This is a genomic window from Pseudoalteromonas sp. NEC-BIFX-2020_002, from assembly GCF_013002825.1.
Lineage (GTDB): Bacteria > Pseudomonadota > Gammaproteobacteria > Enterobacterales > Alteromonadaceae > Pseudoalteromonas > Pseudoalteromonas neustonica.
On record NZ_JABEPJ010000014.1, the window covers coordinates 60452 to 86042 of the forward strand.

A 25591-nucleotide genomic window follows, 5' to 3' on the forward strand; every position below is an offset into this window, starting at 1 on the left:
CCTTTGTTCTCACATTTATAAACGTTGGCATGTAAAGGCCCCACGTAACAAAGGGTAATCAGGCAAGATAAAGCAATTTTTAATATTTCACTATGGTACTGACGATTAATCACAGATTACATTCCTTTGTTTGAATTTCTTTTTATACCACATTTATATACAAACAACCTCAAGATGCAAACTTCAGCGTTTCACAGGGGGTTAATACCAATCTGCGTAGATATGGAGGCGATTTAATCGCGGCGCGAAGTTTGTAACCTAGCGGGCTAAGTAAAAACCGAGCAACAAAGACTAGGAAGAACGCTTTGGCCAGCACGCCTTACATAATGAGATCCAACTTTAGAGGTCAATCGTATAAAAGTGTTTTAGGTTAAGTTTATGGCATATAAAATATTACGATTTATTTTTGGCGACCAGCTCAATGCAAATCACACTTGGTATAAAGAAGAAAACCAAGCGCAATACCTTTATGTCATTGCTGAATTAAAACAAGAGACTAATTATGTAAAGCATCATATACAAAAAGTCGCAGCATTTTTTTCAGCTATGGAAAACTTTGCCAGTGCCCTTAAAAAATCACAATTAAATGTGTTGCATTTAACCCTTGATGACACCCAACATGATGAGTCCATTACAACTCTTTTAAAGCGTTTAGCTGAGCAATACCAATGCCAGGAAATCCAGTATCAGTATCCAGATGAATATCGGCTATATCAGCAAATGCAGCAGTTAGAATCACACATATCTTTGAAAGTAAGCGCCTGTGATAGCGAACATTTTCTATTACCTTACAGTGATATTAGCGCCCACTTTAAAAAAGATAAACATGTGAAAATGGAGTTCTTTTACCGCATGATGCGCAAACGCTTTAATATCTTAATGAAAGATGGCGCACCACAAGGCGGACAATGGAACTTTGATCAAGACAATCGTAATAAATTAAAGAAAGCCGACTTAGCAACAATCCCTGAACCTAAAGTATTCAGTAATGATATTGAAATTATTTTACGGCGAATTAACAATCATAAAATAAGTACACTAGGTCATTGCTCTTCAACTCTTTTATGGCCTACGAGTCGCAATCAAGCAAAACAACTACTAGATTACTTTTGCACCCACCTTTTACCTCATTTTGGTCAGTTTCAAGATGCCATGACGTGTCAAACATCACACAAATGGAGCCTTTATCACAGTCGTATCGCTTTTGCCCTTAACACAAAAATGTTGCATCCAATGCACGTTATTAACCAAGTGTTGAGTGAATTTGATAAGCGAAAAAATGAAATTAACTTGGCGCAAGTTGAGGGGTTTATTAGGCAGATTTTAGGTTGGCGCGAGTACGTAAGGGGTGTTTATTGGCAAAATATGCCAGACTACGCGACTAAAAACGAACTAAATGCAAAACGGGCATTGCCCGATTATTTTTGGCACGGTAACACAAAAATGAACTGCATGAAGCAGGCAATCGTTCAAAGTTTAGACACGGCATATGCGCATCATATTCAACGATTGATGATCACAGGCAACTTCTGCTTATTGACCGGCATCAAGCCTGATGACGTAGATAACTGGTATTTAGGAATTTATATCGACGCCATTGAATGGGTAGAAATGCCTAACACACGAGGAATGAGCCAGTTTGCTGATGGTGGGCTAATTGCAACAAAACCGTATGCTTCGAGCGGAAACTACATAAACAAAATGAGTGATTACTGTAAAGGTTGTCATTATAACGTCAAACAAAAAAGTGAAGAAACAGCCTGCCCGTTTAATAGTTTATATTGGCTATTTATGCATACCCACGAAGCCCGTTTATCGCGTAACCCACGCATAGGTATGGTCTATAAAAATTGGCAAAAGCAAAACGAAACTCAACAATCGGCAACTTTAAAAAGAGCGCAGTGGTGCTTAACTAATATAGAAAAACTCTAGGGCCTGTTGACCTTTGTGGATTGAAATTTGTTCAATCTAGGGGCAATTTAATCGCGGCACGAGATTTGTAATCGAGTGGGCTAAGTAAAAATCGAGCAAAGCTTGTGCGTCCTGCTCACGCCCCTTACCTACATCCGTGTAGGTAACAAAGAGTTAATCGCCCCTAGGAAGAACACTTTGGGCAGCGCATGTTTGGCATTTATACTGCGTTATCGCCTATGGGGAATAACCACACATCATTGACTCTGCCTTGCCTAAAAACCAAACACACTGCTGCAAATTCAACCTCGAAAGATAAACAGGCCTAGCACCAAAGTATCAAAATAGGTAATATTGTTAATTTAATGTTTAATTAATTTGTCATTATAGTGTAACTACTCTACTTTTTAATATTAGTAATTACTTCACAACACTATGAGAACACGATGAAAAAACAGCTTTTAACAGCACTATTACTTTTAAGTACTAGCCAAGCTCAAGCGTTTAGCCAAGAAACACATAAGCGCATTGTTATTGATGCCGTAAATTATATGCAGCAGCACCCAAGTAGCACGGAATTTTTGGCTTTGAGTCGCTATGCTCAGCAAAATAATATGACCATAACACAACTAGCTGACGTACTCGGTCAAGCCGCCTATGATGTAGATGACTTTGAAGATACGTTCTTTTGTGGCGCAGTCACAGGTTCATGCGTACAAGCTCCTGTCTGGGGAGCAGCTGAAAGTATTGTTAAATACACAAGCTATTGGCACTTTCAAAATCATACACAAGGAGCAGATCAACATGGTAACGACTTTGGCGGCTATAATTACCAAAAGCTGACTGTATGGGGCACTGTTGATAACCTAGCATCAGCGTGGTTAAAAGGTGACTACCTTGACGATGGAAAAGGAGGCGAGACAGGTTGGTTTAATGCTGATTCGTCAAAATATAATAGCTATGGTGTTACTGAAGCCAATTATAGAATCGACAGCGATTCTACCTATAGCATGTACGATGATTTTGAAGAAATGCCATTTCAACCCATTGATAACTTAGGTCAATATTGGTATCAAAGTTATTTACAAAGCGGGAACCCGCAAGTATTAGGTTTTGTTTTCCATACCACTGATTTACTGCAACCACACCATACCTGGACAACATCAGATCTAAATCATTCAAGCTGGGAAAGTTGGGTAAAAGACTACTACGATCAAGAAAAACTGAATGACACTGCTTTGATCACACAAGCAATGCAAACATTTTCAGCACTGGATATTAACAGCCAAGATGTTCGACCTTTACTAACACAAGGAGGAGCATTTTCTTATTCCCAAGGCGGTATTGTACTTAATTCAAAAGATCACTACGACCGTTTAGATACAGCAAAACAGGTTATTCCCCATGCTATTGCAATGGTCGTACATTTACTTAATCATGCGATGGTAGCTCGCCAATGAAAGGATTGACTACAATCTTGTTGTTACTATTAGGGGTGCTTTATAGCCCCTTAACAGTGGCATCATTTAACCAATATACTAATGCGGAAGTTCGCTTTATGCATCAAGTATATAAACAACATAATACGAACATTAGCATCAAAGAGGTTCGTACCCGCGTATTTGAGAACCAATTTTTACTACAGCAAGCTGAACAAAACATGCCTGAACTGATAGCACGTCAATCAGAGGTTGGCTTTAGTACGCAATATCATGTTGAGCGTTATTTAATGAACATATTTAACTCTCAACTGAGTTTATCTGGGCATAATATAAAAACGGTTAATTTTACGCAATACACTACCCAATGGCTTATTCAAGTATTAGCTAACTACCCAGCAGATGGTAAATATACTGCCGAACAAGTAATTAAATTACAGCGAACTAGTTTAAATAAACTGTTTGTAAACCCTATTACTCTTTATGATTTTATTACACCGCTATCTATGCAAGTACGCTTTAGACTACACCAAGGTGATAGTAATTTATTTAGAGGTGAAGTGCTTAAAAAGCGGCAATTTAATGCTGCTCTTTTAGCTGCAACACCACTACTTTTAAAACAAGGGATAAATATTGACCACTTGCAGGAATTAGCTAAAGGCGAAATTTTACGCCCTTCAATTCAAAGCTGGCTAGGTATTAAAAACATGATGCACGTACAAAGCCCTATTCTTGATAGCCTTGAGCAGCAAATATCTGACGAAGAAATTAAAATTTACTACCAAGCAAATAAAAAAAGATTTAAATATCTAAATAACGTTACTGCTTACGGAGTTGAATTTACAAGCCGAGAAGATGCGATTAAATTTAGAAAAGCGGTACATAACAGCTCATTCACTCAGGCATTAACATCTTTTAAGCAGCATGATATTTATGCTCAGTATCAAAATATGCTAACCCGTAAAAATAAAAGTAATTGGGTCATACAGTTGGCTTTTACACAAAAAGAAGATGAACTATCCCACGTGATTCGATCACCTGACGGTTTATGGGTGGTAATAATGAGCAATAACCACCACTATAAATATTTTACCTCGGCGGACGAAACCGTTATATACCAAGCTAAAAAAGCCATTGCAATACAAAAAGCAAAGCACAGTTATCAACAAAACTGGCTAGCTTGGCAACAACAAAATGCAATACTGTTATGAACAAAAAAATTATTTTTATTATTAGTGGCATTATTTGCTTAATTTTTTTAGCCGTGAATTTTTTCTCAGAGCATAAATATATCAATGATGTTACTGTATCGACACCACATATAACCCCGTCACTACCCATCACAAATATCAGTTTTGATTCAAAAGCACCAAGCAAAAACCAAACAGTTGTAAATTCCACTAGCAAAAGCCATATGGCAGTAAATACTATCAATAGCCGTCAGTCACAAACGCCTATAACAACACCTCATTATATACCCAATATAACAAAGAAAACCGTCAACGCAGCCAATTTTGAAGGTGACATATTAGATCATCAAGCTTACTTAGACTTTCATAACGAACAGCAAACACGGCTTGAACAACGTTTTGTTATTGCAGCAAAAGAAAAAATAGTAAAGCTAGAAAACCTACTTGAAAAAGGACGTCAACATGGACTCCCGCAAACGCAGTTACAAGAGGCTATTGATAAAATAGCCGTTCTAAAAAATATGCAAGCCAAGTTAGAAAGCAAAGGTAGCAACTGACCTAATACCCTTAAGTGCGCGCGGAGGTGAGCTTTACGCACAGAAAACAAAAAACCGCCTCAAAAGAGGCGGCTAAAAATAACATTAAATCAGGGGAAAAATAATATCAAAGGGCTGGTTATTTACCTTCTAGCAGGTTGCCACTGCCAATTTCAATCTTACGTGGCTTAAGTGCTTCAGGGATTTCACGCTGTAAGTCGATACTTAACAAACCATTAGCTAAGTCCGCACCGAGCACTTTTACATGATCACCCAATTGGAATTTACGCTCAAAGTTACGCTCAGCAATGCCTTGATGAATAAACTTGCGCTGTGCGCTCTCATCTTTATTGTCTTTAATGCCTGCAACTTTTAAAGTGTTGTTTTCTGACTCAATAGTCAGCTCATTATCACTAAAACCAGCAACGGCCATAGTAATACGATATTTGTCTTCATCGAGCGCCTCAATATTGTACGGAGGGAAACTTGGCTGCTTATCAGTACGAGCTGCCGCATCCATTAAAGATGCTAAATGATCAAAGCCGATGAATGAACGATAAAGTGGTGATAAATCTACTGTACGCATAATAATATCCTCATATTTAAGCGATATTTCGCAAGTGCTTTTCCATTGAACAAGCACAGGCAAAGTTTAATTAATAATATAAATTTCAATTACTTCTGTTTAATTGGGACCCATCAGGCGTCCTCACTAAACTATATATGGACGGCAAAATTGTTTTCAAGATTATTTTGAAAAAATATTTTATTTTTTCAAAACTACTTTTGCCTACTCAAATTAATAAGGGTGCGATGTTTACTTTTCAAGGTTAAAATAAACTGAAAAATTAATCACAGAGATAAATATGAAAAAAGTAAAAAGCTTGATGATCAACCTAATCATCATTGCTGTGGTCTTTTTTGCAGTTACAGCATATCAGCAGCGCAATTTACTCGCGACAAGCAACAGCCCTGCCCCGTATTTTAATTTACCCCTAGTTAATGACAGCGAGCAACGGATCAATATTGCGATGCTAAAAGGCAAAACCACCGTCGTTTATTTCTTTGCACCATGGTGTACTATTTGTCGATACAGTATGCCGAATCTAGAATCTGTAACAGAGGACTCTAATATTAATGCAATTGGTATTGCGCTTGATTATAGAAACCCACAGGAAGTAGTTGATTTTGTATCAGATCTTAACTTAACAATGCCAATTCTATTAGGTGATCGCCATACTCAAAGCAATTATAAAATAAGCGCGTTTCCAACTTATTATATCATCAACGAACAGTTACAAATCACCGCACGCTCAATGGGGTATTCAAGTGAACTTGGCATAAAAATAAATGCTTTATAAACCACGAAACATTTTGTAACAGCTCCCTACATTTAGGTACATTTTCACAACATTTTTCTAAGCATTTATACGATTTTTATCTCTATCATACGTGGCAATCACATTTGTTCACAACCATGGAAGAGACATGATAGCCAACCAACTGCACACACTTTTTCGTTTAACACCGCTTGCCCTTTGTTTGCCACTTTTAGCGCAGGCAAATACTAATACATCAACAAATAAAGACACAATGGAACATATAGACGTTGTCTATAAACGCAGCAGTATCACCAGTGAAATAACAGAAAACACCGAAAAATTAGTCACTATGCCCGGCGCAATGGGCGACCCACTACGTGCTGTTTTTGCATTACCAGGTGTAGTTGCTGCGGGTGGCTCAATGAGTGAGCCAGCTGTACGTGGTTCATCACCTGATGACAACCTATTTGAAGTTGACTTTATGCCTGCAGGCTATATCTTTCATGATTTTGGCAGCTCTATTTTTAATCGTTATTTAATTCAAGATTTCCAGCTTTACTCTGCAGGCTACGGTTCTAGCTATAGCAATGCCACTGGTGCCGTATTTGACGTAACACTGCGTAACCCAAAGTACCAACCGATTACAACCACACTGGATTTTACAATGTTTAATGCCGGTGTTTTTATGGAAGGACAGTTAACAGAAAACACCGCATTTTATTTATCAGGGCGAAAAAGTACCTTACCCCTATTTTTCTCAAAGGGTGAAGAGCTTGAAGATGACGATGGAGAGCTCAGTGGTGTCACCATTAACGATGCGCCTGATGATCATGACTATCAAGGAAAGTGGATTTGGGACATCAATGATAAAAATGCACTTACGGTATCATTTACAGGCGCTAAAGATTCAGTTGCAGCAGGTTTTAATCAGCGTGCCGAATTATCACTAAAAAATCCAGAATATCAAGGAGATGCTGATTTCATTCGCGAATTTACCAGCCAAAGTATTTTGTGGGATCACTTTAATAAAGACTTTAGTTTACGGTTAGGTATTGGTGCACTCGATCATTCAGGGCGATTAGAATACGGTAAACGCGCCACCTTAAGTGATGGTTTTTTTGAAGAAGAACAGGAAAAACAAATCACCTATAAAGGCCGCTTAAATTGGCGCATCAATAAAGCTCAGCAACTTGTATTTGATGCTGCTTATTTTGATAACGACACAACTTACAGTTACGATGGCTTTCAGTATCTTTGTACTGAGCTGGACCCTGATTGTGATTTAAATAAAGGCGAACGCATCACGGGGAAAGACAGCCTCGCGCTTGATAAATACTTTGTTGGTGCTAGTCATATTTGGGATATCAATGACCAATGGCAAAGTGAAGTTGGTGTACAGTATCAGAGCAATGATTACACCGATGAAGATTTTGTTATGCCACGCCTTGCGCTTACCTACTTTATTAATGATCGTAACAGTATTAACGCCAAATATGGCCACTATAACCGTATGCAAGATGTTGACTACATATTACCAGAGCATGGTAACCCTAATTTACGTTCGCAAACCTCAAAACATGGCAGTCTAGGTTTTGCACAAGAACTTGCGGGTGATTGGACATGGTCTGTTGAAGGGTATTATAAAACCATGGACGATTTACCATTAGCATTAAATAACTACCCTGATGCAGCAACGCTTTACAGCAACGATGTCACAGGGCGTGCTTACGGTGTTGACTTATTAATTAATAAAAATAAAACTGATAAATGGTATGGCTGGCTCGCTGTGAGCTATGCTAAAAGTGAGCGTACTGATCAACGCCAAAACATCACCCGAGACTATTACGCTGACACCCCTTTAGTCGTCAATATGGTGTTTAATTATCAAATCAGTGAAAAGTGGCAAGGTGGCTTTAACTTCACAGCACGCAGTGGTCAAACTTACACCCCTATTATTGGTGTAAAAGAAAACCCTGAATTTGAAGGCCGCTTTTTGCCCGAGTACGGTGACCCGTTCTCAAAACGTTTTGATGTATATCATCGCCTTGATTTACGCTTTGAGCGCACAACGGACTTCTGGGGCCTAGATGGCGTGTTAATTTTAGAGTTAATGAACGCCTACGGCCAAGCAAACACCAGCAGCATAGATTTAGATTATCAAAAAATCACCTCAACCAATGATTTGATCATAAAAGAAAGTGAAGATGACTTTGAAATGCGCCCGTCTATTGGTTTTAGCTTAACCTTTTAACGTAGCATAAGTGAGTCACTCCATGGCGTGCCCTTGAGTGACTCACTTATAATTGCTCAAATCATAAAACCTCAAATCATAAAAATAGAACTGTCCAATCGTTTTTTTGCACTGTATATTTTTATATCTAGTGATTAGTATCACTTTAAATCAAATCGAGGAGAGCGATATGTTAACTGTAATTTTTGGCCGTGAAGGCTGCCCATTCTGTGTTCGTGCAAAAGACGTTGCTGAAAAATTAGCAAGCCAGCGCGATGACTTTAAATACCGCTATGTTGATATAATCAAAGAAGGTGTTAGCAAAGCTGACTTAGAGCAATCAGCAGGCAAGCCTTGCCCAACTGTACCGCAAATATTTGTTGACCAAAAACACATTGGGGGCTTTACAGAATTTGAAGCGTTCGCAAAAGAAAACCTCGGCCTTTACCAATAACTGTGTGTCCAATATGTTAACCAGCTTGACTTGCTTAAAAATCAAACTGGTTAAATTTCAATCAACATCAACCACATATAAATTAGTTGTAATTTATACAAGCATTTGCCTCACAAATCCTATACAATGCGCGCCTCTTTAAATTCGTTGAGGCGTATTAATGTCAGAACCAGTCACGTTTGAATCTCTAAATCTTTCTCCTGCAATCTTGAAGGCAGTTGAAGAGTTGGGTTACAAGACACCATCTGAAATCCAAGCTCAATGTATACCGTTATTGCTAGAAAGAAAGGACGTACTGGGACTAGCTCAAACGGGTACAGGTAAAACCGCAGCATTTGCACTGCCATTACTTAATAATATTGACCCGTCTGTGAAGCAGCCGCAGATCCTTGTACTCACACCAACCCGTGAGCTTGCGATCCAAGTAGCTGAGGCATTCGAACAATATGCTAAACATGTTCGTGGTATTGAAGTATTGGCACTTTATGGTGGCCAGAGCTACAGTATCCAACTAAGTGCACTTCGTCGTGGCGCGCAAGTTATTGTCGCTACTCCAGGTCGCTTAATCGATCATATTAACCGTGGCACTATCAAGTTTGATGCTTTACAAGCATTGGTACTTGATGAAGCCGATGAAATGTTACGTATGGGCTTTATCGATGATGTTGAAAACATCATGGAAAAAACACCGCGCGAAAAGCAAACATGTCTTTTCTCTGCGACTATGCCTAAGCAAATTCAAAACATCAGCAGCAAATATATGAATAACCCTGAACAGGTTCATATTTCTGCGCGTAACTCAACCGTATCATCTGTTGAGCAAGTGTTTTGGAATGCAAGCGTACACAAGAATAAAGCCATTGTTCGCTTTTTAGAAGCTGAGCAATATGAAGGCGCTATTGTATTCGTACGTACTCGTAACGATACAGTACAGCTTTCTGAGTTATTAGAGCGCGAAGGTTTCTCTGTAGCTCCGCTTAATGGTGATATGAACCAGCAAGCACGTGAACGCACTGTAGATCGCTTAAAAAGCGGCATGTTGAACATCGTTATCGCAACAGACGTTGCGGCACGTGGTCTAGATGTTGACCGTTTAAGCCTTGTTATCAACTACGATATCCCACAAGATTCTGAAGCCTACGTTCACCGTATCGGTCGTACAGGTCGTGCTGGTCGTACTGGTAAAGCAATTTTATTCGTAAAACACAATGAACGCTATTTACTTAAAAATATCATGCGTCATACGAATTCAGATATTGCACAGGTTGAATTGCCTACAGCTAAAGTAGTTGAAGAAAAACGTATCGAAGCGTTACAAGCAAAACTTGCTATCGCACTTGAAAACAAAGATATTACCTTCTTCAATGAAGTAGCTATTAAAATGGCTGAAAAACTTGAACTTGCTCCTGAAGACCTAGCGGGTGCGTTACTGTGTTTAGCACAGCAACAATCACCAATTAAAGTTGAAGAAGTTAAGATTCAACCTCGTGAACGTAACGAGCGTAACGACCGCAACCCACGTAACGATCGCGGTGACCGCGGACGTCGCAACGAACGTGGCGGCGAGCGTGGTGGTGAACGCGCTGAGCGTAAACCTCGCGAACGTAACAGCCGTGATGCAGGCCCTATGGATACTTACCGTATCGAAGTAGGTCGTGAGCATGGTGTGCAAGTTAAGAACATTGTTGGCGCTATCGCTAACGAAGCTGATATCTCAAGCAAGTTTATTGGTGATATTCGTTTACACGATAATCACAGTACGGTTCAATTACCGCAAAACATGCCAAAAGATGTACTTGATCATTTCCAAAAAGTGTTTATTTGTAAACGTCCAATGGGCTTAACAATTACACAAGATCAAGGCCCTGCTGAACCACGTGGCGAACGCTCTGAGCGTCCATCAGGTGACAGAAAGCGCACTGATGGCCCTCGTGGTGATAAGCGCAGCGGCCCTCGTAAAGAACGTCGCCCAGTAAGCTTCACAGCTAAATAAGCAGCGCGTCTTTAATAAAAAACCTTACCATGTAAATGGTAAGGTTTTTTTGTGTCTGGAATAAAGTAAAGTTAGTAGAAGGAAGTTAGCGAGAATAAAGTTTTAGAGAAGTTACACCGTAAGTTTTAAGCCTTAAGCGGTAAGTTGTAAGTTGTAAGTTGTGGTTGTTCCATATTACTTAATGGACAACACTGCTCACTTGTATCTTATTAAAAACCAAGAAAGGGGTTTACCCTCTCCCCAAAAAAACATTTCTTCCATTCATTTATTAGTATGAAGGTTAACGTCCCTATTCATTTTAATCCTTTATTAATGTGGCTACTTAATTAAATAAAACCTTACAAGTCACACTCTTTATTATTCTCCATGCTCTATATAATGTTAATGCTATTGTAGAAAAGACACGCATTCGCTTTCCATATTAAAAAGCGAAGAATATGGCTTATCTTAAAATTATGAAACAAAAAAGCCCCATCATTTTCATGGTGGGGCTATTTTTTAAATGATTATTCCAATATCTAAGGCGCTACGGCTGGATAAACATAACTTGCGTCTATTCCTAGCGGTAAACCAAGTGCCCAGTAGCCGAGTAAAAATAAGCTCCAGCCAATCATAAAGGCGATTGAGTATGGCAGCATCAACGCAATGAGCGTGCCGATTCCGGTGCCTTTGACATACTTTTGGCAGTAAACAACAACTAGCGGAAAGTAAGGCATAAGCGGTGTAATGATATTAGAGCTTGAGTCTCCAACCCTATAAGCTGCTTGCGTTAGATCGGGTGAAATGCCCAACTGCATTAGCATAGGCACAAATACAGGACCTAACAGCGCCCACTTAGCTGAGCTTGAGCCTACAAATAAGTTAACAAAGCCTGTTAAAAAGATGATGCCAACGACAGTTACAGCACTGGGTAATTCCATCGCTTTTAAAAGCTGCGCGCCTTCAATAGCCAGTAATGCACCTAAGTTTGATTTACTAAATGCGGCAATAAATAACGAACAGAAGAACGCCATAACAATATAGTACGCCATGCCATTCATGGCTTTACTCATAGCATCTATCATGTCTTTGGTGGTTTTAAACGTGCCGACTGTAAAGCCATATACAGCACCCGGGATCCAAAAGAGTAAAAAGATTAACGGCACAATTGACTGCATTAAAGGCGAACTAAAATTAGTAAGCGAGCCATCACTGCTGCGCATTGCAGAATCTGCTGGTGCTGAAACAAACGCTAACAATGCAAGACCTGCTATCATCACGCTACTTGCAATAAAAAAGGCACGTTTTTCATCACTGCGCGCATCTTCAAATACGGGTAAGTCTTCTTCTGCGCCATCAACTTTTGTTTTTTGTAAACGTGGTTCGATAATTTTATCAGTGATATACCAGCCTACTAATACGATAAACAAACTTGACGCCGATGCAAATGCCCAGTTATTTAATGGGTTTACCGTCATTGTAGGGTTAATTATTTGCGCTGCACTTTGCGTAAAGCTTTGTAATAGTGGATCAATTCCTGATGGAATAAAGTTAGCCCCAAAGCCACCACTTACCCCTGCAAATGCGGCTGCAATACCGGCAAGAGGATGGCGTCCTGCAGCGTAAAAAATCACACCCGCTAATGGTATAACCAATACATAACCAGCATCGGTTGCTGTATGGCTAACAATAGCAACTAGGATAATCGAAGGAGTTAATAACTTTTGCGGAGTTACTTTAAGCATTAGCTTAAGGCCAGTATTGATGAAACCTGAATGTTCAGCAACACCTACACCTAGCATAGCCACTAATACCACGCCTAACGGTGCAAAACCTGTAAACGTTTTTACCATAGAAGATAAAAAAGTGGCCAAAGAATCACTTGCCAGCATGTTGTTAATTATAATGGCTTCACCAGTACGTGGATCAATGGCGTCAAAACTTACGCCAGAAAACCACCATGATAAAAACCAAATTAATAACATGGCAAACAAAAATATAATTGCCGGATCAGGTAGCTTATTACCCACCCGTTCAACAAAGTTTAAAAATCGAGCAACAACACCTGTTGGCATTGCCACATCATTATTATTATTCATTTCGCTTGTTCCCTAGAATTAATACTTTGCTACATTACCGTAAATGCCGCTTTAGGTAAATTTTAAGTAAACATAAAAATGCGTTTTTAGGGACGGAATTATAAAAAAGCACAAAAAAACGGCAAGATTGCCGTTTTTATTTCTGTTACCTTAGAACAAATTATGCGAGCGCTTTTACTTCTTCCCAAATTCTCACAACCAGTGTTTTGTCATCTTCATTTAATTCGCCATTGCGATACGCTTTTACTAAGCTTTTTTCGACCGTCTCGTTGAGTTCTGACACTTCTAAGTTGAGCTCTTCAACTTGCGCATACCCTACAGCCAAATCAAAGTGACCGCGTAAATAACCACCGGCAAAAAGCTCATCATCAGTGGCTTTGATCACTAAGTCGTCAAAATACTGCTGGGCTGCATCTATATAGCTTACTAAACTCATTACTTACTTCTCCTGATTTTGCAGTGTGTTAGCCATTAATCTTGGTGGCCTACTGCATACATAATATGGTCGTTAAATCCGCTTGTAACACGAATATAACCGCTTAATTCATCATCCAACTCAGTCTCGCCAGTATCGCTAATGAGAGGACGGCCATTTAAAGCCTGTAGTTTGGTTTTTGTTGCCACCACTATAATGTTGTGTGTACCAACCGCGCGAATAAGCGCTGGACTTAATTGTTGGTTACCGCGACCAAAAATATGACCTTGACCACCGATAAGCGTGATCACTAACTTGGTTTTTCGATTTTTTGTTAATTCAAGTAGCTTTTGTGCAGTAAGGTCGCGCCCAATCAGCTGCTGATCTTCGACCAAGTCGACACCTAATAGCGTGTTTTCAAGGCCCATCTCTTGCATCACCGCTTCAACTGTTGAGCCACTGCCCATAATATAGAGCGTGTCTTCTTCCATTTCACTCACAACATGTGCGGCTATATCAGCCAATACAAGTTCATCGGTTTCTTTGCCACCATTTTTTACAGCTTGCACATAACGCACTTCACTCGGGACTTGCATTTCACCATAACGTTTTGCTTTTACTGTGCCTTGGCGAAACGCATCTTCGTCAATATCCATAACATCGGCATCACCAAGAGTAACAAGTTCCCCTTTAACCAGCATTTCAACTACACGCCCTGCTGCTTTTGGCGTAATAGCGTACACACCTGAATGAATTTTGCATCCTGCAGGAATACCAAGCACAGGGACATTGTCTTCAACCGCATGACAAATATTACGGGCGGTGCCATCGCCTCCAGCAAATAAAATAAGATCGACACCTAATTCTAATAATGCTTTTGCAGCCTGCTCTGTGTCCACAGAGGTAGTAACATGTTCACTGTAATAAATAACTTCAGTGGTAAAGCCAAGCTCTTTGGCTGTATGCTCGCCCATTGCACCATTGGCAGTATAAACAGTAAGCTGGTTCTGATAAGGTGTTAATACTTCAAGTGCAGCTTGAGTTCGTAAATTTGCTTTTGGTTGCGCCCCAAGCTTAATCGCTTTGGCTGCAGTGTCAGCACCATCACTGCCTTTGAGCGCCACACTACCACCTAAACCCGCAACAGGATTAACAATTAATCCTAATTTAAACGCCATTACAAAGCTCCTGTGGATGTTGCCATAAAAACTGCGCCGTACTCAATGGCCACGGCGTGTTATAAAATTTACTTAATGCGTTTAAAAGAGCACTAGTACGCGGATTAAAACCATCATCTAAAAACTGGATTAACTGCTGATGCACACGTGCTTGAAAATCAAAACGACATGTTTGCTCACCATTTAAATTATCAACAGAGACATTAAAATCAAACCCCGCCGCTGCGCTTAGTGCCCACTCTATTGCTTGTGGTTTAACTTCAACAGATTCAAATTCAGCTTGTTGAGATGCATCTCGCCCGTCTGGGCAATACCAGTACCCATAGTCTTCTAAAAGCCTGCGTTTATCACCCGCGACTAACCAATGCGCAATTTCATGCAGAGCACTGGCGTAAAAGCCATGGGCAAATACGATTTGATGATATGACGTATGCTCGTTAGCAGGCGTATAAATTGGCTCATGCTCACCTTTTATTAAGCGCGTATTGTGGCTTTGGTAAAAAGTGCTATCAAAAATAGAAATTAAATCGGCGATTTGATGCATAAAAACTCGATAACTCACCTTGATATAATACTGCTAATGCAATTAAAAACGTGGCGAATTGTACTGGCTTTTCAAAGGAAAGTAAAAAGCCATATAGGTTAGCAAAACAAGTTAAACATCAACGCCAGCTTCATCACATTCGACAATATCTGTTTCTGTTAGTGCTTGTTTTATCCAGCTTTGTAATACTGGGCAATTTATCACTTGCTCAGTATAGCGAGTTGCCGCTTCGGATAAATTAATTTGATAAGTTTTTAAGCGCAGTACAATAGGCGCGTACATAGCATCAACAATACTAAATTCACCGAATAGCCAAGCATTTGGGTAATCGGCTTGTTGTTGCGTAAAAATTTCATCTATACGTGTTATATCATTTTTAGCAGTATCAGATAGCTCAACAAAACGAGTTGCACGAATATTCATTGGCATTTCATTACGTAACGCTATAAACCCTGAATGCATTTCGGCGCTTAAACTACGCGCTTTGGCTCGCTGAGCTATATCTTTCGGCCAGGCTGAACCAGCTAGATAAGCATCGTTGATGTATTCACAAATTGCGAGAGAGTCCCATACGTGCAAACCACCATCTATTAATGCGGGAACTTTTTGCACATCAAATTGCGTACTAAGTGTTTTATAAAACTCAGGAGTGTCGAGTACCAACTGCTCCTCAGTAAAATCCATATTGAATTTACTCATTAAATACCACGCTCTAAGCGACCAGGTAGAATAGTTTTTATTACCGATAAATAATTGCATTTTAAAATCCTGTTTGTAGATGAAACTCAATATACCTACAACTGTGCAATAACTCATCAAAACTTTAATCCTAATAAGCTTATTTTAGTTTTCAATCCCCTTTGCTTTTAACTGTTTAGTTATATGATTTTTTAACAAACGCGTATTACGAGTGTTGGCCTTGAAAAATGCATCAAAAATATCCCCAAACACAGGCACTAGCCCACCTATAAAATCTATAGCCATATTGAATAGAATACGTAGTTTAATATGCCAGCTTACGCCTAATTTTTGAGCCTCAAATAATATATAGGTCGATAGAATTAAGCCTGCTACATCTCCAATAAAAGGTACAAGGCCAATTAATGCGTCAACCCCGAATTTAAAATTGGTAAAGGGGATTCGGATGCTGCTATCGGTTATCTGACTAAAACGCTCTAATCTTGCAAGTGTTGCTTTTTGTTTAGTTTGCTTAACTTGCTCTGTATTTATATAAGTAGAATTTTGCATAGTAATAACCTCCAAAAAAATTATACAAATGTGAAGTTGAACTAATCCTGAAAGCTGTATTTAAATCGTAAAAAGCAAAAAAGCGCGTTTAACGCGCTTTTAGTTAGTAATACTTATTGTGTTATAAATACCTAAACTGAGCCTTTAATTGGCCCATGTTCGTGGTTTACATGTGGGTTTTGACCGCGTTGGCGTAGCAAATGATCCATTAAAGTAATAGCCATCATCGCCTCAGCAATCGGGATTGCACGAATGCCTACACAGGGATCGTGGCGGCCTTTAGTGATCATCTCAACCGCTTCGTTCTCGGTGTTAATACTGTTACCGGGAATAGTAATACTCGATGTTGGCTTAAGCGCAATTGAAGCAATGATATCTTGCCCTGTAGATATACCTGCAAGTACGCCACCGGCATGGTTTGATGTAAAACCTTCAGGTGTAAGTTCATCGCGGTGCTGCGAACCTTTTTGCTCTACCACATCAAAACCATCACCTATTTCAACGCCTTTAACTGCGTTAATGCTCATTAGTGAATGCGCAAGCTCTGCGTCTAGGCGGTCAAATACTGGTTCGCCTAAGCCAACCGGTACGTTTTTAGCAACCACTTTGACTTTTGCCCCCACTGAATCACCTTGCTTTTTAAGGTCGCGCATATATTCATCAAGTGCGTCTAACTTGCTTGCATCTGGGAAAAAGAAAAGGTTATTTTCAACTTCATCCCAATCGTAATTTTCGGCTTTAATTGGCCCAAGTTGACTTAAACACGCACGTACTTCAATACCATGAAATTGTTTTAGGTATTTTTTAGCTATTGCACCGGCTGCAACGCGAATAGCGGTTTCTCGTGCCGATGAACGACCACCGCCGCGGTAATCACGTAGCCCGTATTTATGCCAATAAGTGTAATCACCATGACCTGGGCGAAATACGTCTTTGATTTTTCCGTAATCTTTTGAACGTTGATCGGTGTTTTCAATCAGTAAACCAATGCTAGTGCCCGTGGTTTTACCCTCAAATACACCTGAAAGAATTTTGATCTGATCGTCTTCACGGCGCTGCGTTGTATAACGGCTTTGTCCTGGTTTACGACGATCTAAATCGATTTGTAAATCGGCCTCTGTGATTTCAAGGCCTGCGGGCGTACCATCCACAACACCGCCTAAGGCAACGCCGTGGCTTTCGCCAAAGGTGGACACTTTAAATAACTGCCCAATGCTATTACCTGCCATTGCTTTCCTCATTCCTAATGACTACTGAGAACCGAGCCTAGGGCTCGGCTTTAATTTTAGTGTGATCAGTCAGCAAAATACGCTACTAATTGTTTTTTACTGATCACAAATACGCCAAGACCGCCTTGTTCAAATTCAACCCATTCAAACGGCGCACCTGGGTAAAGTGCATCCATATGTACCATAGAGTTACCTACTTCGACAAATAACAAACCGTTATCAGTTAGATGCTCTGCTGCATCGCTCAATATAGTACGCGTTACATCTAAACCATCGTGACCAGATGCCAAGCCTAGCTCTGGTTCATGGTGAAATTCGCGAGGTAAATCAGCCATGTCTTCTGCATCAACGTATGGCGGATTTGCAACGATCAGGTCATATTTTTGTCCTGGAACGCCACTAAATACATCTGATTGAATCGGTAATACGCGATCACTTAATTGGTAATCTGTGATGTTGATATCTGCCACTTCAAGGGCTTCATAAGAGATATCAACCGCGTCTACTTGTGCTTGCTCAAAAGCTTGTGCCAAAGCAATAGCGATACAACCCGACCCTGTACATAAGTCTAAAATGCGGTTGACTGATTCTGGCTCTTCAAGCCATGGCGTAAAGCGGTTATTAATAAGCTCTGCAAATGGAGAACGAGGGATCAATACACGCTCATCTACATAAAACTGCATATTCGCAAACCATGCAATATTTGTAAGATAAGGTACTGGTGTACAGTCGTTAATGCGTTCTGCAATCAGACCCGCTAAGCGATTTTTTTCGGTGCTAGTTAAGCGCGCATGCATCAACTCTTTTGGTGCATCTATTGGTAAGCTTAATGCTGGTAATAATAAACTGACTGCTTCATCCCAGGCGTTATCTGTACCGTGTCCAAAAAAGATACCACTGCTGGCAAACTGACTTGTGGTCCACCGTAACCAATCGTGTAACGTTGAAAGTTCTGCCACAGCTTCATCTAAGGTTGCTTCTTCTATTAGTAATTCGCTCATGTGTGTTATCTGCCTGCTACTTTCAAAATTATTAATCCAACCGAGGCCATCATCGGCCTCATGATTGCCCTACTTATTGTAACGCCTTTTAACTCGATTTTTTGCGTTTTTTTGTTTAGACTGCCGCTATGAAAAAAGATCCCCATTCAAACAGCCCTATTAGCACTGATGACATTGACTTGTTTCGTCAAAGTATCAGTGGTGCGCGCGTTTTTAAACAAGACACTCACCGCTTTACCAATAAACCTAAAGTGTCACAAGCTAAGCAATTTGCCCAGCAAAAAAAGCAACATCAGTCAGAATTTTTCTTCTCTGATGAATATGTGCCCGATATTGATACCAATGGCACAGTTAATTATGTTCAAGATGGTCAAGATCGCTTTTTAGCTAAACAGCTACGCAGAGGTGACTTTGTGCCTGATCTCACACTCGATTTGCACGGATTAAATAAAGAAGTAGCCAAAGATGAACTCGCGGGGCTGCTCCATGAGTGTAAAAAGAAACATTATTATTGTGCATGCGTTGTGCATGGCATTGGTGCGCATATCCTTAGGCACAAAGTACCACAATATTTAGTACAGCACCCTGATGTGATAGCAATGCACCAAGCACCTCTTGAGTATGGCGGTAAAGGCGCAGTACTTATATTAATAAATTTACCGCAAAGCGATGAGTTTAGACGTTAATTAACCCATATTAAGGCCACTGGTCAGTGCATATTTTTTCGATTATCTTTCCACTGATCTTTCTTGTTTTATGTGGGTTTATTTGTAGCCGCAGCACATTTTTGTCGCAAGGGCATGTTGAAGGCTTAAGTAAATTTACTTTTTATATTAGTGTTCCAGCATTTTTATTTTTAAACATGGCCAAAGCTGATTTACAAAATAGTGTGAGCTTGTATGGCTTTTTGAGCTTTTATATCCCCGTCATACTTATCTTCTTACTCGCGTTGGTAATTGATCGCTTTTATTTATCTAAACAATCTCATTATGAACGCCATAGCGTGTTTGCTTTGGGCAGTAGCTACTCAAATACCGTTTTAGTCGGGTTGCCCATTATTATTGCAGCCATGGGCGATCAAATGATGGGGATCATTTTTATGATCATTACCTTTCATAGTGCGCTGCTGTTTACCTTTACTTTTTTAATAAGCGCCAAAGGGAGTAAGCACGCTTTTTCTTGGTCAAAATTTGCTAAAAACATGCTACTCAATCCTGTGGTCTTAAGTATCAGCAGTGGCATAGCATTTAATGCAGCTGGCATATCACTATTTGATAATTTAAACACAGGTTTAACGCTTTTAGCTCAGCCAGCAATCCCGTGTGCGCTTTTTGTGTTAGGGGCTAATTTAGCATTTTACAAAGTAGCTGAAAATTGGCGCGGCGCCATTATTGCCTCCATACTAAAGCTATTCATTTTACCCAGCTTAGTATTTTTAATAGGTAAAACAATATTTCAACTCCAGCCTGCACTGTTAAATGTGCTGGTATTATTAAGCGCATCACCTTTGGGTGTAAATGCGTATTTGATTGCTTGCCAAATAAAACAGCATCAAGCTACGCTGGCAAGTACCGTCGTTATTTCAACGGTATTAAGTGTATTTAGCTTTAGCTTTTGGTTATCAGTATTATTATAGCTTTTTATAAACCGCCAGCGACATCAATAAAACTACCTGTTGTAAAAGACGCTTGATCAGACGCTAAAAAATAAATTGCAGCAGCGACTTCTTCTGGTTGCCCACCTCGACCCAACGGCAGTTTATCCTTAAGACGTTCTACGCGATTGACTTCGCCGCCATCACGGTGCATATCGGTGTAAATAAGCCCAGGTCTAACTGAATTCACTCTAATTTTTTGTCCCGCAACCTCTTTAGCTAAGCCAACGGTTAATGTATCCATAGCCCCTTTTGATGCAGCATAATCAATGTATTCGTTTGGAGAGCCAGTGCGTGATGCAGCCGATGAAACATTAACAATGCTGCCGCCATTGGGCATGCGCTTAATAGCTTCACGACTACATAAAAAGGCGCTAGTTACATTAGTAGTCAATACCTCATTTATACGTTGTGCATCCATATCAAGTAACCGCATTTGTGGCTTTAAAATACCCGCGTTATTAACAAGCACTGTGAGCTTACCAAACAGCTTATCCAGTGATTGAAACATAGCAACAACATCTGCTTCTTTTGATACATCAGCCTGCACTAATTCTGCGCGCCTTCCCACGCGGCGTACTTGCTCTGCTACTTTTTCGGCGCTTTGCTGATTGGCTTTGTAATTAATGCATACATCATAGCCATGGCGTGCAAAATAAAGTGCAGTCGCCGCGCCTATGCCTCTGCTGGCACCTGTTATAAGCACTACGGGGTTGGCTTTCATTATCAGTCCTTTTATACAACGAACACCCGTTTAAATTGCTCACACACTAACGGCATTGTTTCACTGCGTGAAAAATCAGTGCCTGCAAGTTCACGCTGGTAGTAAGCCCAATGGACTTTTTGCCAATAAGCGAGGCTTTTATCACCCTCACCTTCTAAAGCGGCGTACTGTGCAGTGATTTCATTATAAGGTATTATGGCGACATGTGTGGTTTCGATAATACCAAGGGGGTTGCCTTGCCAATCGGTGAAAATATTTAAATCACCAGCGGTAGGTAACGCTTCGTTATTATGCTCAAACCAATAAAGTGATGTTGTGGTGGCTGTTTTAATATTTTGTAGCACTAAATTAGCGCAGTCATTAGCATCAATTTCATTATCGCAAAAATACCACGCTGGCAGTGTTTGCAATGAACGGCCTGTTGCTTTATTAAAAGCACAAATTAGCCGTTCAATAGCATGCTGATTACTTAAGTGCGGCAACAACTGAAATCTCAACTAACAGGGCATCACGCGCCATTTTAGCTTCAACACATGCACGTGCAGGTGCATGCCCTTGTGGTACCCATGCATCCCAAACCGTATTCATATCGGCAAAGTATTCCATACTTTTTACATAAATTGTGGCGCTGAGCATATGCTCTTTTGAGCTACCAGCTTCATTTAAAAGTAACTCTACTTTATCAAGCATGGTTTGCGTTTGTTCAGTGATGTTTTTTTCAGCATCAGCACACACTTGGCCACATAAATAGACAGTGCCGTTGTGTTTTACGATGCGGCTCATACGCGCACCAGTTTGAAGACGTTCAATTGTCATGGGGATCTCTGCTAAATTAATTTGGCACTAATTTAGCAAATTTGGGACTGAAAACAAGGTATGTATCCCCAAACCAGCTCAAGATGCAGAATTCAGCGTTTCACAGGGGCTTAACATCAAGGCGCTACTTTGCAATAATGGTCGCCCCTTTTAAGAAGTAACAACGTAGAGAGTAAGCGTCTGTGAAACGCCCAAAGGGTTGGTTTAAAAGCTAAACATCAACGTTACTCGGTGCATGAATGCTTAAATATTCGCTTTTTTGACGACTTTCATCATAACTAAGCACCGCAACAGCCCCCGTATTAAAAATTGGCATATTACCAATACTTAATTGATCGACTAAATAACTCACAATTGGCATATGAGCAACCACTAGCCATGAATCACACTCAGGGTGCATCGCAATGAGTGTTTCAAGATAATCGGCGGCCACTTGTGGATTTGCTTCAGGAACAATATCACCACAGGTTTCTTCAAATAAAAAGCGGTTATGCTTTTTAACCTCTAACGCCGTTTGCTGAGCACGTATATAAGGGCTCACTAATAAGCCCGTTGGTTCATGTGTTGCGTGCAACCATAAACCCATTTTTTCAGCTTGCTGTTGACCAATCAAAGTCAAATTTCTACTTGCATCGTCAGCTTGCATCGGTGTTGCTTCGCCGTGGCGCATTATTAGGATTGTTTTCATAAAAAATCAACCGATTAAAGAATATAAAACAGTAGCCAGTTTGCCCGTTTGTCCGCTATATTAAAACAACGTCCCACCTATCGCTTATGATATTCAGGAAGAAATAACCAAGCTCTATAATTGCTGTCCTGAAGATATCATCTGTTGTTAACAAGTAAACGCTAAGTTTCAGGAGCATCATTTGAATATCAGCCGCAATGATAACAGAACATACCACTCCCTCACACTGGACAATGGTCTAAAAGTACTGTTAGTGCAAGATAAAGATTCAACCAAAGCCGCCGCTTCGATGGCTGTAAACGCAGGTCATTTTGATGATCCTCTTGATAGACAAGGGCTGGCGCACTTTTTAGAACATATGCTTTTTTTAGGGACAGATAAGTTTCCAGAGTCGGGAAGCTTTGGTAATTTTGTATCTCAAGCTGGTGGTAATACCAATGCATGGACAGGCACTGAGCATACTTGCTATTTTTTCGATATTAACGATCAAGAGTTCGAACACGCGCTTGAACAATTTAGCCGTTTTTTTATCGCGCCATTACTAAGCCCTGCTGAAACTGAAAAAGAGCGCAATGCAATTGATGCAGAATTCAAACTAAAAATTAAAGACGATGGCAGACGCATTTATCAAGCCCACAAAGAAACCGTTAATCCAGCTCACCCTTTTTCCAAATTTTCAGTTGGTAATCAACAAACCTTAGCTGATCGTACATTATGTATCAGCGACGAACTTAAAAGTTTTTTTGAACGCTATTATCAAGCCCAGTGGATGAGCCTTGTTGTATGTTCAAGCGCAAATATTGCGACCATGCAAAATTGGGTCACGTCTTTATTTGGTGCTATAAAAGGCCAAGCAGTTAAAAAGCCAGTTATTGAAGCGCCACTCTATCGCCCGCAAGATTTGTCTAAAGTGCTGCATATTGAACCACATAAACATATGCAAAAACTCATAGTAAGTTTTGCCATGCCTAATATTGATGATTTTTATCGCCATAAAACAGTGAGTTTTATTGCTCACTTACTAGGGTATGAAGGGCAAGGGTCATTATATTCAACCTTAAAAGAACAAGGCTGGATAAACGCACTTTCTGCTGGTGGCGGAATTAATGGCAGTAACTTTAAAGACTTTAATATTAGCGTGGCGCTAACCGATGAAGGCATTGAATACTATGAAGATATTGTTGAAATGATATTTGAGTATATTTGCTTAATCAATCAAAATGTCGATAAGCTGCCTCGTTTATATCAAGATAAAAAAAATCTCTTGCAAATTGCATTTGATAATCAAGAAAAAGCCCGTTTAATCGACTGGGTCAGTAATTTAAGTATCAATATGCAACATTATGATGAACCCAATTACGTACAGGGTGATTATTTAATGGTGGGCTTTAATGAAAGTGCTCACAACATGGCGATGCAATGGCTAACACCGCATAATATGCGCTTGGTATTGATCCACCCAGATGTAGAGCCAGAGCATAAAACTAAGTGGTATCACACCCCTTACCGTGTTGAGAGCATTTCAACGTGCTGGCTTGAAGCCCTATGTGAAATAAATACACCATTACCAGAAATGCTACTGCCAACTGCAAACCCATACTTAACAAAAGAAGTTACTTTACACGAACTAGATCAACCACAGCCGCACCCTCGACTATTAGTAAAAGAACCTGGATTTGACTTTTGGTTTAAGCAAGATAATACATTTCGCGTTGCGAAGGGTCATTTCTATTTAGCTATGGACTCTGACTTTGCCGTTAAAGATATAAAACACATGGCATTAACGCGTCTTTTTGCCGATTTATTTATGGACAGTGTGGCTGAGCAATTTTACCCTGCCGAGCTTGCAGGGCTTAGCTATCACTTAACGTCCCATCAAGGTGGATTAACACTGCACACCGCAGGATTATCATCAAGTCAATTAGAATTAGTCGACGAATTACTTAATGCATTATTTAATGTCACTATTTGTGCAAAGCGCTTTGCTGAATATAAAAAACAATTGGTGCGTCATTGGCGAAACAGTAATCAAAATAAACCTGTAGGGGAATTATTCAGTGTGCTTGGCGCTAAAGTTATGCCGTGGAACCCAGAACCAGAGCAGTTAGCAACTGCACTTAAAGACACCAGCTTTCATCAGTTTAATTGCTTTAGAAAGGAGTTTTTTAACGCTCTGCATGTAGAGTCATTTTTACATGGCAACTGGCGAGAAAGTGACGCGATAGAATTTCAAAAGAAAGTAGCGCAGCATTTGGCAAAGTCAGCCACGATTGCTGATTTAACACGCCCATTATTTGAGATAGATAAAATTACACGCACTCAGTTAGAGCTTAACTGTAATGATCATGCCATGGTCATTTATTACCAAGCCCAAACTGATGAGGTCGCTGAAAAAGTAAAAATGATGGCTCTAAACCACCTTATTAATCAAGATTACTTTAACGAGCTACGGACAAACCAACAATTAGGCTACTTAGTTGGCGCAGGTTACGCACCATTTAATACCCGCGCTGGTATGGCATTTTATGTACAATCCCCCGATTACTCAGCATTGACACTATTAGAGCGCCACAATGAGTTTATCGCTAAATTTTTAGCTACATTGAGCCAATTAGATGAACGGCAGTGGCAGCAGCAAAAGCACGGGCTAACAACTCACATAGCGGAAAAAGATAAGAACTTACGTCTTAGATCACAACGGCTTTGGCTTGCTATTGGAAACCAAGATCACCATTTCCATATGCAGAAAAAATTACTTAACGCCCTAAAAGAACTGACTTTAGCGCAAATGATCATCTATATTCGTTCAACATTTGATGATAATAGACCAAGATATGAACTATTAAGTGTACCCAAAATGAAAAAACAGACAAAAGAGGCTGTTTATTCTCATTCTCTTTGACACTTCATGGCGCTTCATTTAAATTATCAAGTGCTAAAT

At 40.0% G+C, this 25591-nt stretch carries 24 protein-coding genes; 11 read left to right on the forward strand and 13 right to left on the reverse strand.

Going from position 1 to position 25591, the window contains the following annotated elements; translation table 11 throughout:
* Positions 1 to 378 precede the first annotated feature (378 nt).
* From HJP15_RS15555 to HJP15_RS15570, 4 genes are all read left to right on the forward strand, one after another.
* Positions 379 to 1932, forward strand: a complete 1554-nt coding sequence (locus tag HJP15_RS15555) for a cryptochrome/photolyase family protein (RefSeq protein WP_170174094.1) — start codon at positions 379 to 381, stop codon at positions 1930 to 1932.
* 425 nt (positions 1933 to 2357) lie between these two features.
* Positions 2358 to 3371, forward strand: a complete 1014-nt coding sequence (locus HJP15_RS15560) for a phospholipase (protein ID WP_054455203.1) — start codon at positions 2358 to 2360, stop codon at positions 3369 to 3371.
* Positions 3368 to 4561: a peptidylprolyl isomerase gene (locus HJP15_RS15565; protein WP_170174095.1), complete on the forward strand. Its 1194-nt coding sequence runs from the start codon at positions 3368 to 3370 to the stop codon at positions 4559 to 4561. Before HJP15_RS15560 ends, HJP15_RS15565 begins: the two co-directional genes overlap by 4 nt.
* A complete protein-coding gene (locus tag HJP15_RS15570; RefSeq protein WP_054206030.1) occupies positions 4558 to 5097 on the forward strand; it encodes a hypothetical protein in 540 nt (179 codons plus the stop codon). Before HJP15_RS15565 ends, HJP15_RS15570 begins: the two co-directional genes overlap by 4 nt.
* A gap of 118 nt (positions 5098 to 5215) precedes the next feature.
* On the opposite strand, the gene HJP15_RS15575 is transcribed toward HJP15_RS15570, so the two are convergent.
* Entirely contained in the window at positions 5216 to 5662 is a 447-nt protein-coding gene (locus HJP15_RS15575; protein ID WP_054206031.1) for an Hsp20 family protein, read from the reverse strand.
* A 280-nt stretch (positions 5663 to 5942) separates the two neighbouring features.
* Between HJP15_RS15575 and HJP15_RS15580 the strand changes: the two genes are divergently transcribed.
* From HJP15_RS15580 to HJP15_RS15595, 4 genes are all read left to right on the forward strand, one after another.
* A complete protein-coding gene (locus tag HJP15_RS15580; protein WP_170174096.1) occupies positions 5943 to 6437 on the forward strand; it encodes a TlpA family protein disulfide reductase in 495 nt (164 codons plus the stop codon).
* A gap of 127 nt (positions 6438 to 6564) precedes the next feature.
* Complete coding sequence (locus tag HJP15_RS15585; RefSeq protein WP_211842133.1) at positions 6565 to 8649, forward strand: TonB-dependent receptor plug domain-containing protein; 2085 nt, start codon at positions 6565 to 6567, stop codon at positions 8647 to 8649.
* A 169-nt stretch (positions 8650 to 8818) separates the two neighbouring features.
* Positions 8819 to 9082, forward strand: coding sequence for a GrxA family glutaredoxin (locus HJP15_RS15590; RefSeq protein WP_170174097.1), 264 nt, complete (start codon positions 8819 to 8821; stop codon positions 9080 to 9082).
* 160 nt (positions 9083 to 9242) lie between these two features.
* Positions 9243 to 11075 (forward strand): DEAD/DEAH box helicase, encoded by a 1833-nt coding sequence (locus HJP15_RS15595; RefSeq protein WP_054206034.1) that lies wholly within the window; start codon positions 9243 to 9245, stop codon positions 11073 to 11075.
* A 518-nt stretch (positions 11076 to 11593) separates the two neighbouring features.
* Here the strand turns inward: HJP15_RS15595 and HJP15_RS15600 are convergent.
* From HJP15_RS15600 to prmB, 8 genes are all read right to left on the reverse strand, one after another.
* Positions 11594 to 13153: an AbgT family transporter gene (locus tag HJP15_RS15600; RefSeq protein ID WP_054455213.1), complete on the reverse strand. Its 1560-nt coding sequence runs from the start codon at positions 13151 to 13153 to the stop codon at positions 11594 to 11596.
* Between the two features lie 160 nt (positions 13154 to 13313).
* Positions 13314 to 13589, reverse strand: coding sequence for a YfcL family protein (locus HJP15_RS15605; RefSeq protein WP_054206036.1), 276 nt, complete (start codon positions 13587 to 13589; stop codon positions 13314 to 13316).
* 35 nt (positions 13590 to 13624) lie between these two features.
* Complete coding sequence (locus HJP15_RS15610; RefSeq protein WP_170174098.1) at positions 13625 to 14746, reverse strand: ATP-NAD kinase family protein; 1122 nt, start codon at positions 14744 to 14746, stop codon at positions 13625 to 13627.
* Positions 14736 to 15290 carry an elongation factor P hydroxylase gene (locus tag HJP15_RS15615; RefSeq protein WP_054455215.1) on the reverse strand — a complete coding sequence of 185 codons (555 nt, stop codon included), beginning with the start codon at positions 15288 to 15290 and terminating at the stop codon, positions 14736 to 14738. Before HJP15_RS15615 ends, HJP15_RS15610 begins: the two co-directional genes overlap by 11 nt.
* Positions 15291 to 15401: 111 nt before the next feature.
* Positions 15402 to 16049, reverse strand: a complete 648-nt coding sequence (locus tag HJP15_RS15620) for a glutathione S-transferase family protein (protein ID WP_170174099.1) — start codon at positions 16047 to 16049, stop codon at positions 15402 to 15404.
* 84 nt (positions 16050 to 16133) lie between these two features.
* The gene (locus HJP15_RS15625; protein WP_054206040.1) at positions 16134 to 16538 is read right to left on the reverse strand and encodes a DUF4112 domain-containing protein; all 405 of its coding nucleotides are present in this window, start codon (positions 16536 to 16538) and stop codon (positions 16134 to 16136) included.
* 131 nt (positions 16539 to 16669) lie between these two features.
* Positions 16670 to 17767, reverse strand: a complete 1098-nt coding sequence (gene aroC, locus HJP15_RS15630; protein WP_054206041.1) for a chorismate synthase — start codon at positions 17765 to 17767, stop codon at positions 16670 to 16672.
* A 65-nt stretch (positions 17768 to 17832) separates the two neighbouring features.
* Entirely contained in the window at positions 17833 to 18768 is a 936-nt protein-coding gene (prmB, locus tag HJP15_RS15635; protein ID WP_054206042.1) for a 50S ribosomal protein L3 N(5)-glutamine methyltransferase, read from the reverse strand.
* A 128-nt stretch (positions 18769 to 18896) separates the two neighbouring features.
* Between prmB and smrB the strand changes: the two genes are divergently transcribed.
* Both smrB and HJP15_RS15645 read left to right on the forward strand, forming a co-directional pair.
* On the forward strand, positions 18897 to 19454 hold the full coding sequence (smrB, locus tag HJP15_RS15640) for an endonuclease SmrB (RefSeq protein WP_170174100.1): 558 nt from the start codon (positions 18897 to 18899) through the stop codon (positions 19452 to 19454).
* Between the two features lie 26 nt (positions 19455 to 19480).
* Positions 19481 to 20404: an AEC family transporter gene (locus HJP15_RS15645; protein WP_170174101.1), complete on the forward strand. Its 924-nt coding sequence runs from the start codon at positions 19481 to 19483 to the stop codon at positions 20402 to 20404.
* A gap of 4 nt (positions 20405 to 20408) precedes the next feature.
* Here the strand turns inward: HJP15_RS15645 and HJP15_RS15650 are convergent, their stop codons facing one another.
* From HJP15_RS15650 to sixA, 4 genes are all read right to left on the reverse strand, one after another.
* A complete protein-coding gene (locus HJP15_RS15650; protein WP_054206045.1) occupies positions 20409 to 21146 on the reverse strand; it encodes a glucose 1-dehydrogenase in 738 nt (245 codons plus the stop codon).
* An 11-nt stretch (positions 21147 to 21157) separates the two neighbouring features.
* Entirely contained in the window at positions 21158 to 21631 is a 474-nt protein-coding gene (locus HJP15_RS15655; protein ID WP_054206046.1) for an ASCH domain-containing protein, read from the reverse strand.
* Positions 21612 to 21962: a RidA family protein gene (locus HJP15_RS15660; RefSeq protein ID WP_054455223.1), complete on the reverse strand. Its 351-nt coding sequence runs from the start codon at positions 21960 to 21962 to the stop codon at positions 21612 to 21614. The genes HJP15_RS15655 and HJP15_RS15660 overlap by 20 nt, the downstream gene beginning before the upstream one ends.
* A 211-nt stretch (positions 21963 to 22173) precedes the next feature.
* Positions 22174 to 22650 (reverse strand): phosphohistidine phosphatase SixA, encoded by a 477-nt coding sequence (sixA, locus tag HJP15_RS15665; RefSeq protein ID WP_054206048.1) that lies wholly within the window; start codon positions 22648 to 22650, stop codon positions 22174 to 22176.
* A gap of 181 nt (positions 22651 to 22831) precedes the next feature.
* Here sixA and HJP15_RS15670 point away from each other — a divergent pair, with 181 nt between their 5' ends.
* Positions 22832 to 25552, forward strand: a complete 2721-nt coding sequence (locus HJP15_RS15670; protein ID WP_170174102.1) for an insulinase family protein — start codon at positions 22832 to 22834, stop codon at positions 25550 to 25552.
* Positions 25553 to 25591: the final 39 nt, after the last annotated feature.

Coding starts and splice junctions, on each gene's coding strand:
- HJP15_RS15555 (WP_170174094.1), top strand. CDS start 379: ATGGCATATAAAATATTACGATTTATTTTTGGCGACCAGCTCAATGCA.
- HJP15_RS15560 (WP_054455203.1), top strand. CDS start 2,358: ATGAAAAAACAGCTTTTAACAGCACTATTACTTTTAAGTACTAGCCAA.
- HJP15_RS15565 (WP_170174095.1), top strand. CDS start 3,368: ATGAAAGGATTGACTACAATCTTGTTGTTACTATTAGGGGTGCTTTAT.
- HJP15_RS15570 (WP_054206030.1), top strand. CDS start 4,558: ATGAACAAAAAAATTATTTTTATTATTAGTGGCATTATTTGCTTAATT.
- HJP15_RS15575 (WP_054206031.1), bottom strand. CDS start 5,662: ATGCGTACAGTAGATTTATCACCACTTTATCGTTCATTCATCGGCTTT.
- HJP15_RS15580 (WP_170174096.1), top strand. CDS start 5,943: ATGAAAAAAGTAAAAAGCTTGATGATCAACCTAATCATCATTGCTGTG.
- HJP15_RS15585 (WP_211842133.1), top strand. CDS start 6,565: ATGATAGCCAACCAACTGCACACACTTTTTCGTTTAACACCGCTTGCC.
- HJP15_RS15590 (WP_170174097.1), top strand. CDS start 8,819: ATGTTAACTGTAATTTTTGGCCGTGAAGGCTGCCCATTCTGTGTTCGT.
- HJP15_RS15595 (WP_054206034.1), top strand. CDS start 9,243: ATGTCAGAACCAGTCACGTTTGAATCTCTAAATCTTTCTCCTGCAATC.
- HJP15_RS15600 (WP_054455213.1), bottom strand. CDS start 13,153: ATGAATAATAATAATGATGTGGCAATGCCAACAGGTGTTGTTGCTCGA.
- HJP15_RS15605 (WP_054206036.1), bottom strand. CDS start 13,589: ATGAGTTTAGTAAGCTATATAGATGCAGCCCAGCAGTATTTTGACGAC.
- HJP15_RS15610 (WP_170174098.1), bottom strand. CDS start 14,746: ATGGCGTTTAAATTAGGATTAATTGTTAATCCTGTTGCGGGTTTAGGT.
- HJP15_RS15615 (WP_054455215.1), bottom strand. CDS start 15,290: ATGCATCAAATCGCCGATTTAATTTCTATTTTTGATAGCACTTTTTAC.
- HJP15_RS15620 (WP_170174099.1), bottom strand. CDS start 16,049: ATGCAATTATTTATCGGTAATAAAAACTATTCTACCTGGTCGCTTAGA.
- HJP15_RS15625 (WP_054206040.1), bottom strand. CDS start 16,538: ATGCAAAATTCTACTTATATAAATACAGAGCAAGTTAAGCAAACTAAA.
- aroC (WP_054206041.1), bottom strand. CDS start 17,767: ATGGCAGGTAATAGCATTGGGCAGTTATTTAAAGTGTCCACCTTTGGC.
- prmB (WP_054206042.1), bottom strand. CDS start 18,768: ATGAGCGAATTACTAATAGAAGAAGCAACCTTAGATGAAGCTGTGGCA.
- smrB (WP_170174100.1), top strand. CDS start 18,897: ATGAAAAAAGATCCCCATTCAAACAGCCCTATTAGCACTGATGACATT.
- HJP15_RS15650 (WP_054206045.1), bottom strand. CDS start 21,146: ATGAAAGCCAACCCCGTAGTGCTTATAACAGGTGCCAGCAGAGGCATA.
- HJP15_RS15660 (WP_054455223.1), bottom strand. CDS start 21,962: ATGACAATTGAACGTCTTCAAACTGGTGCGCGTATGAGCCGCATCGTA.
- sixA (WP_054206048.1), bottom strand. CDS start 22,650: ATGAAAACAATCCTAATAATGCGCCACGGCGAAGCAACACCGATGCAA.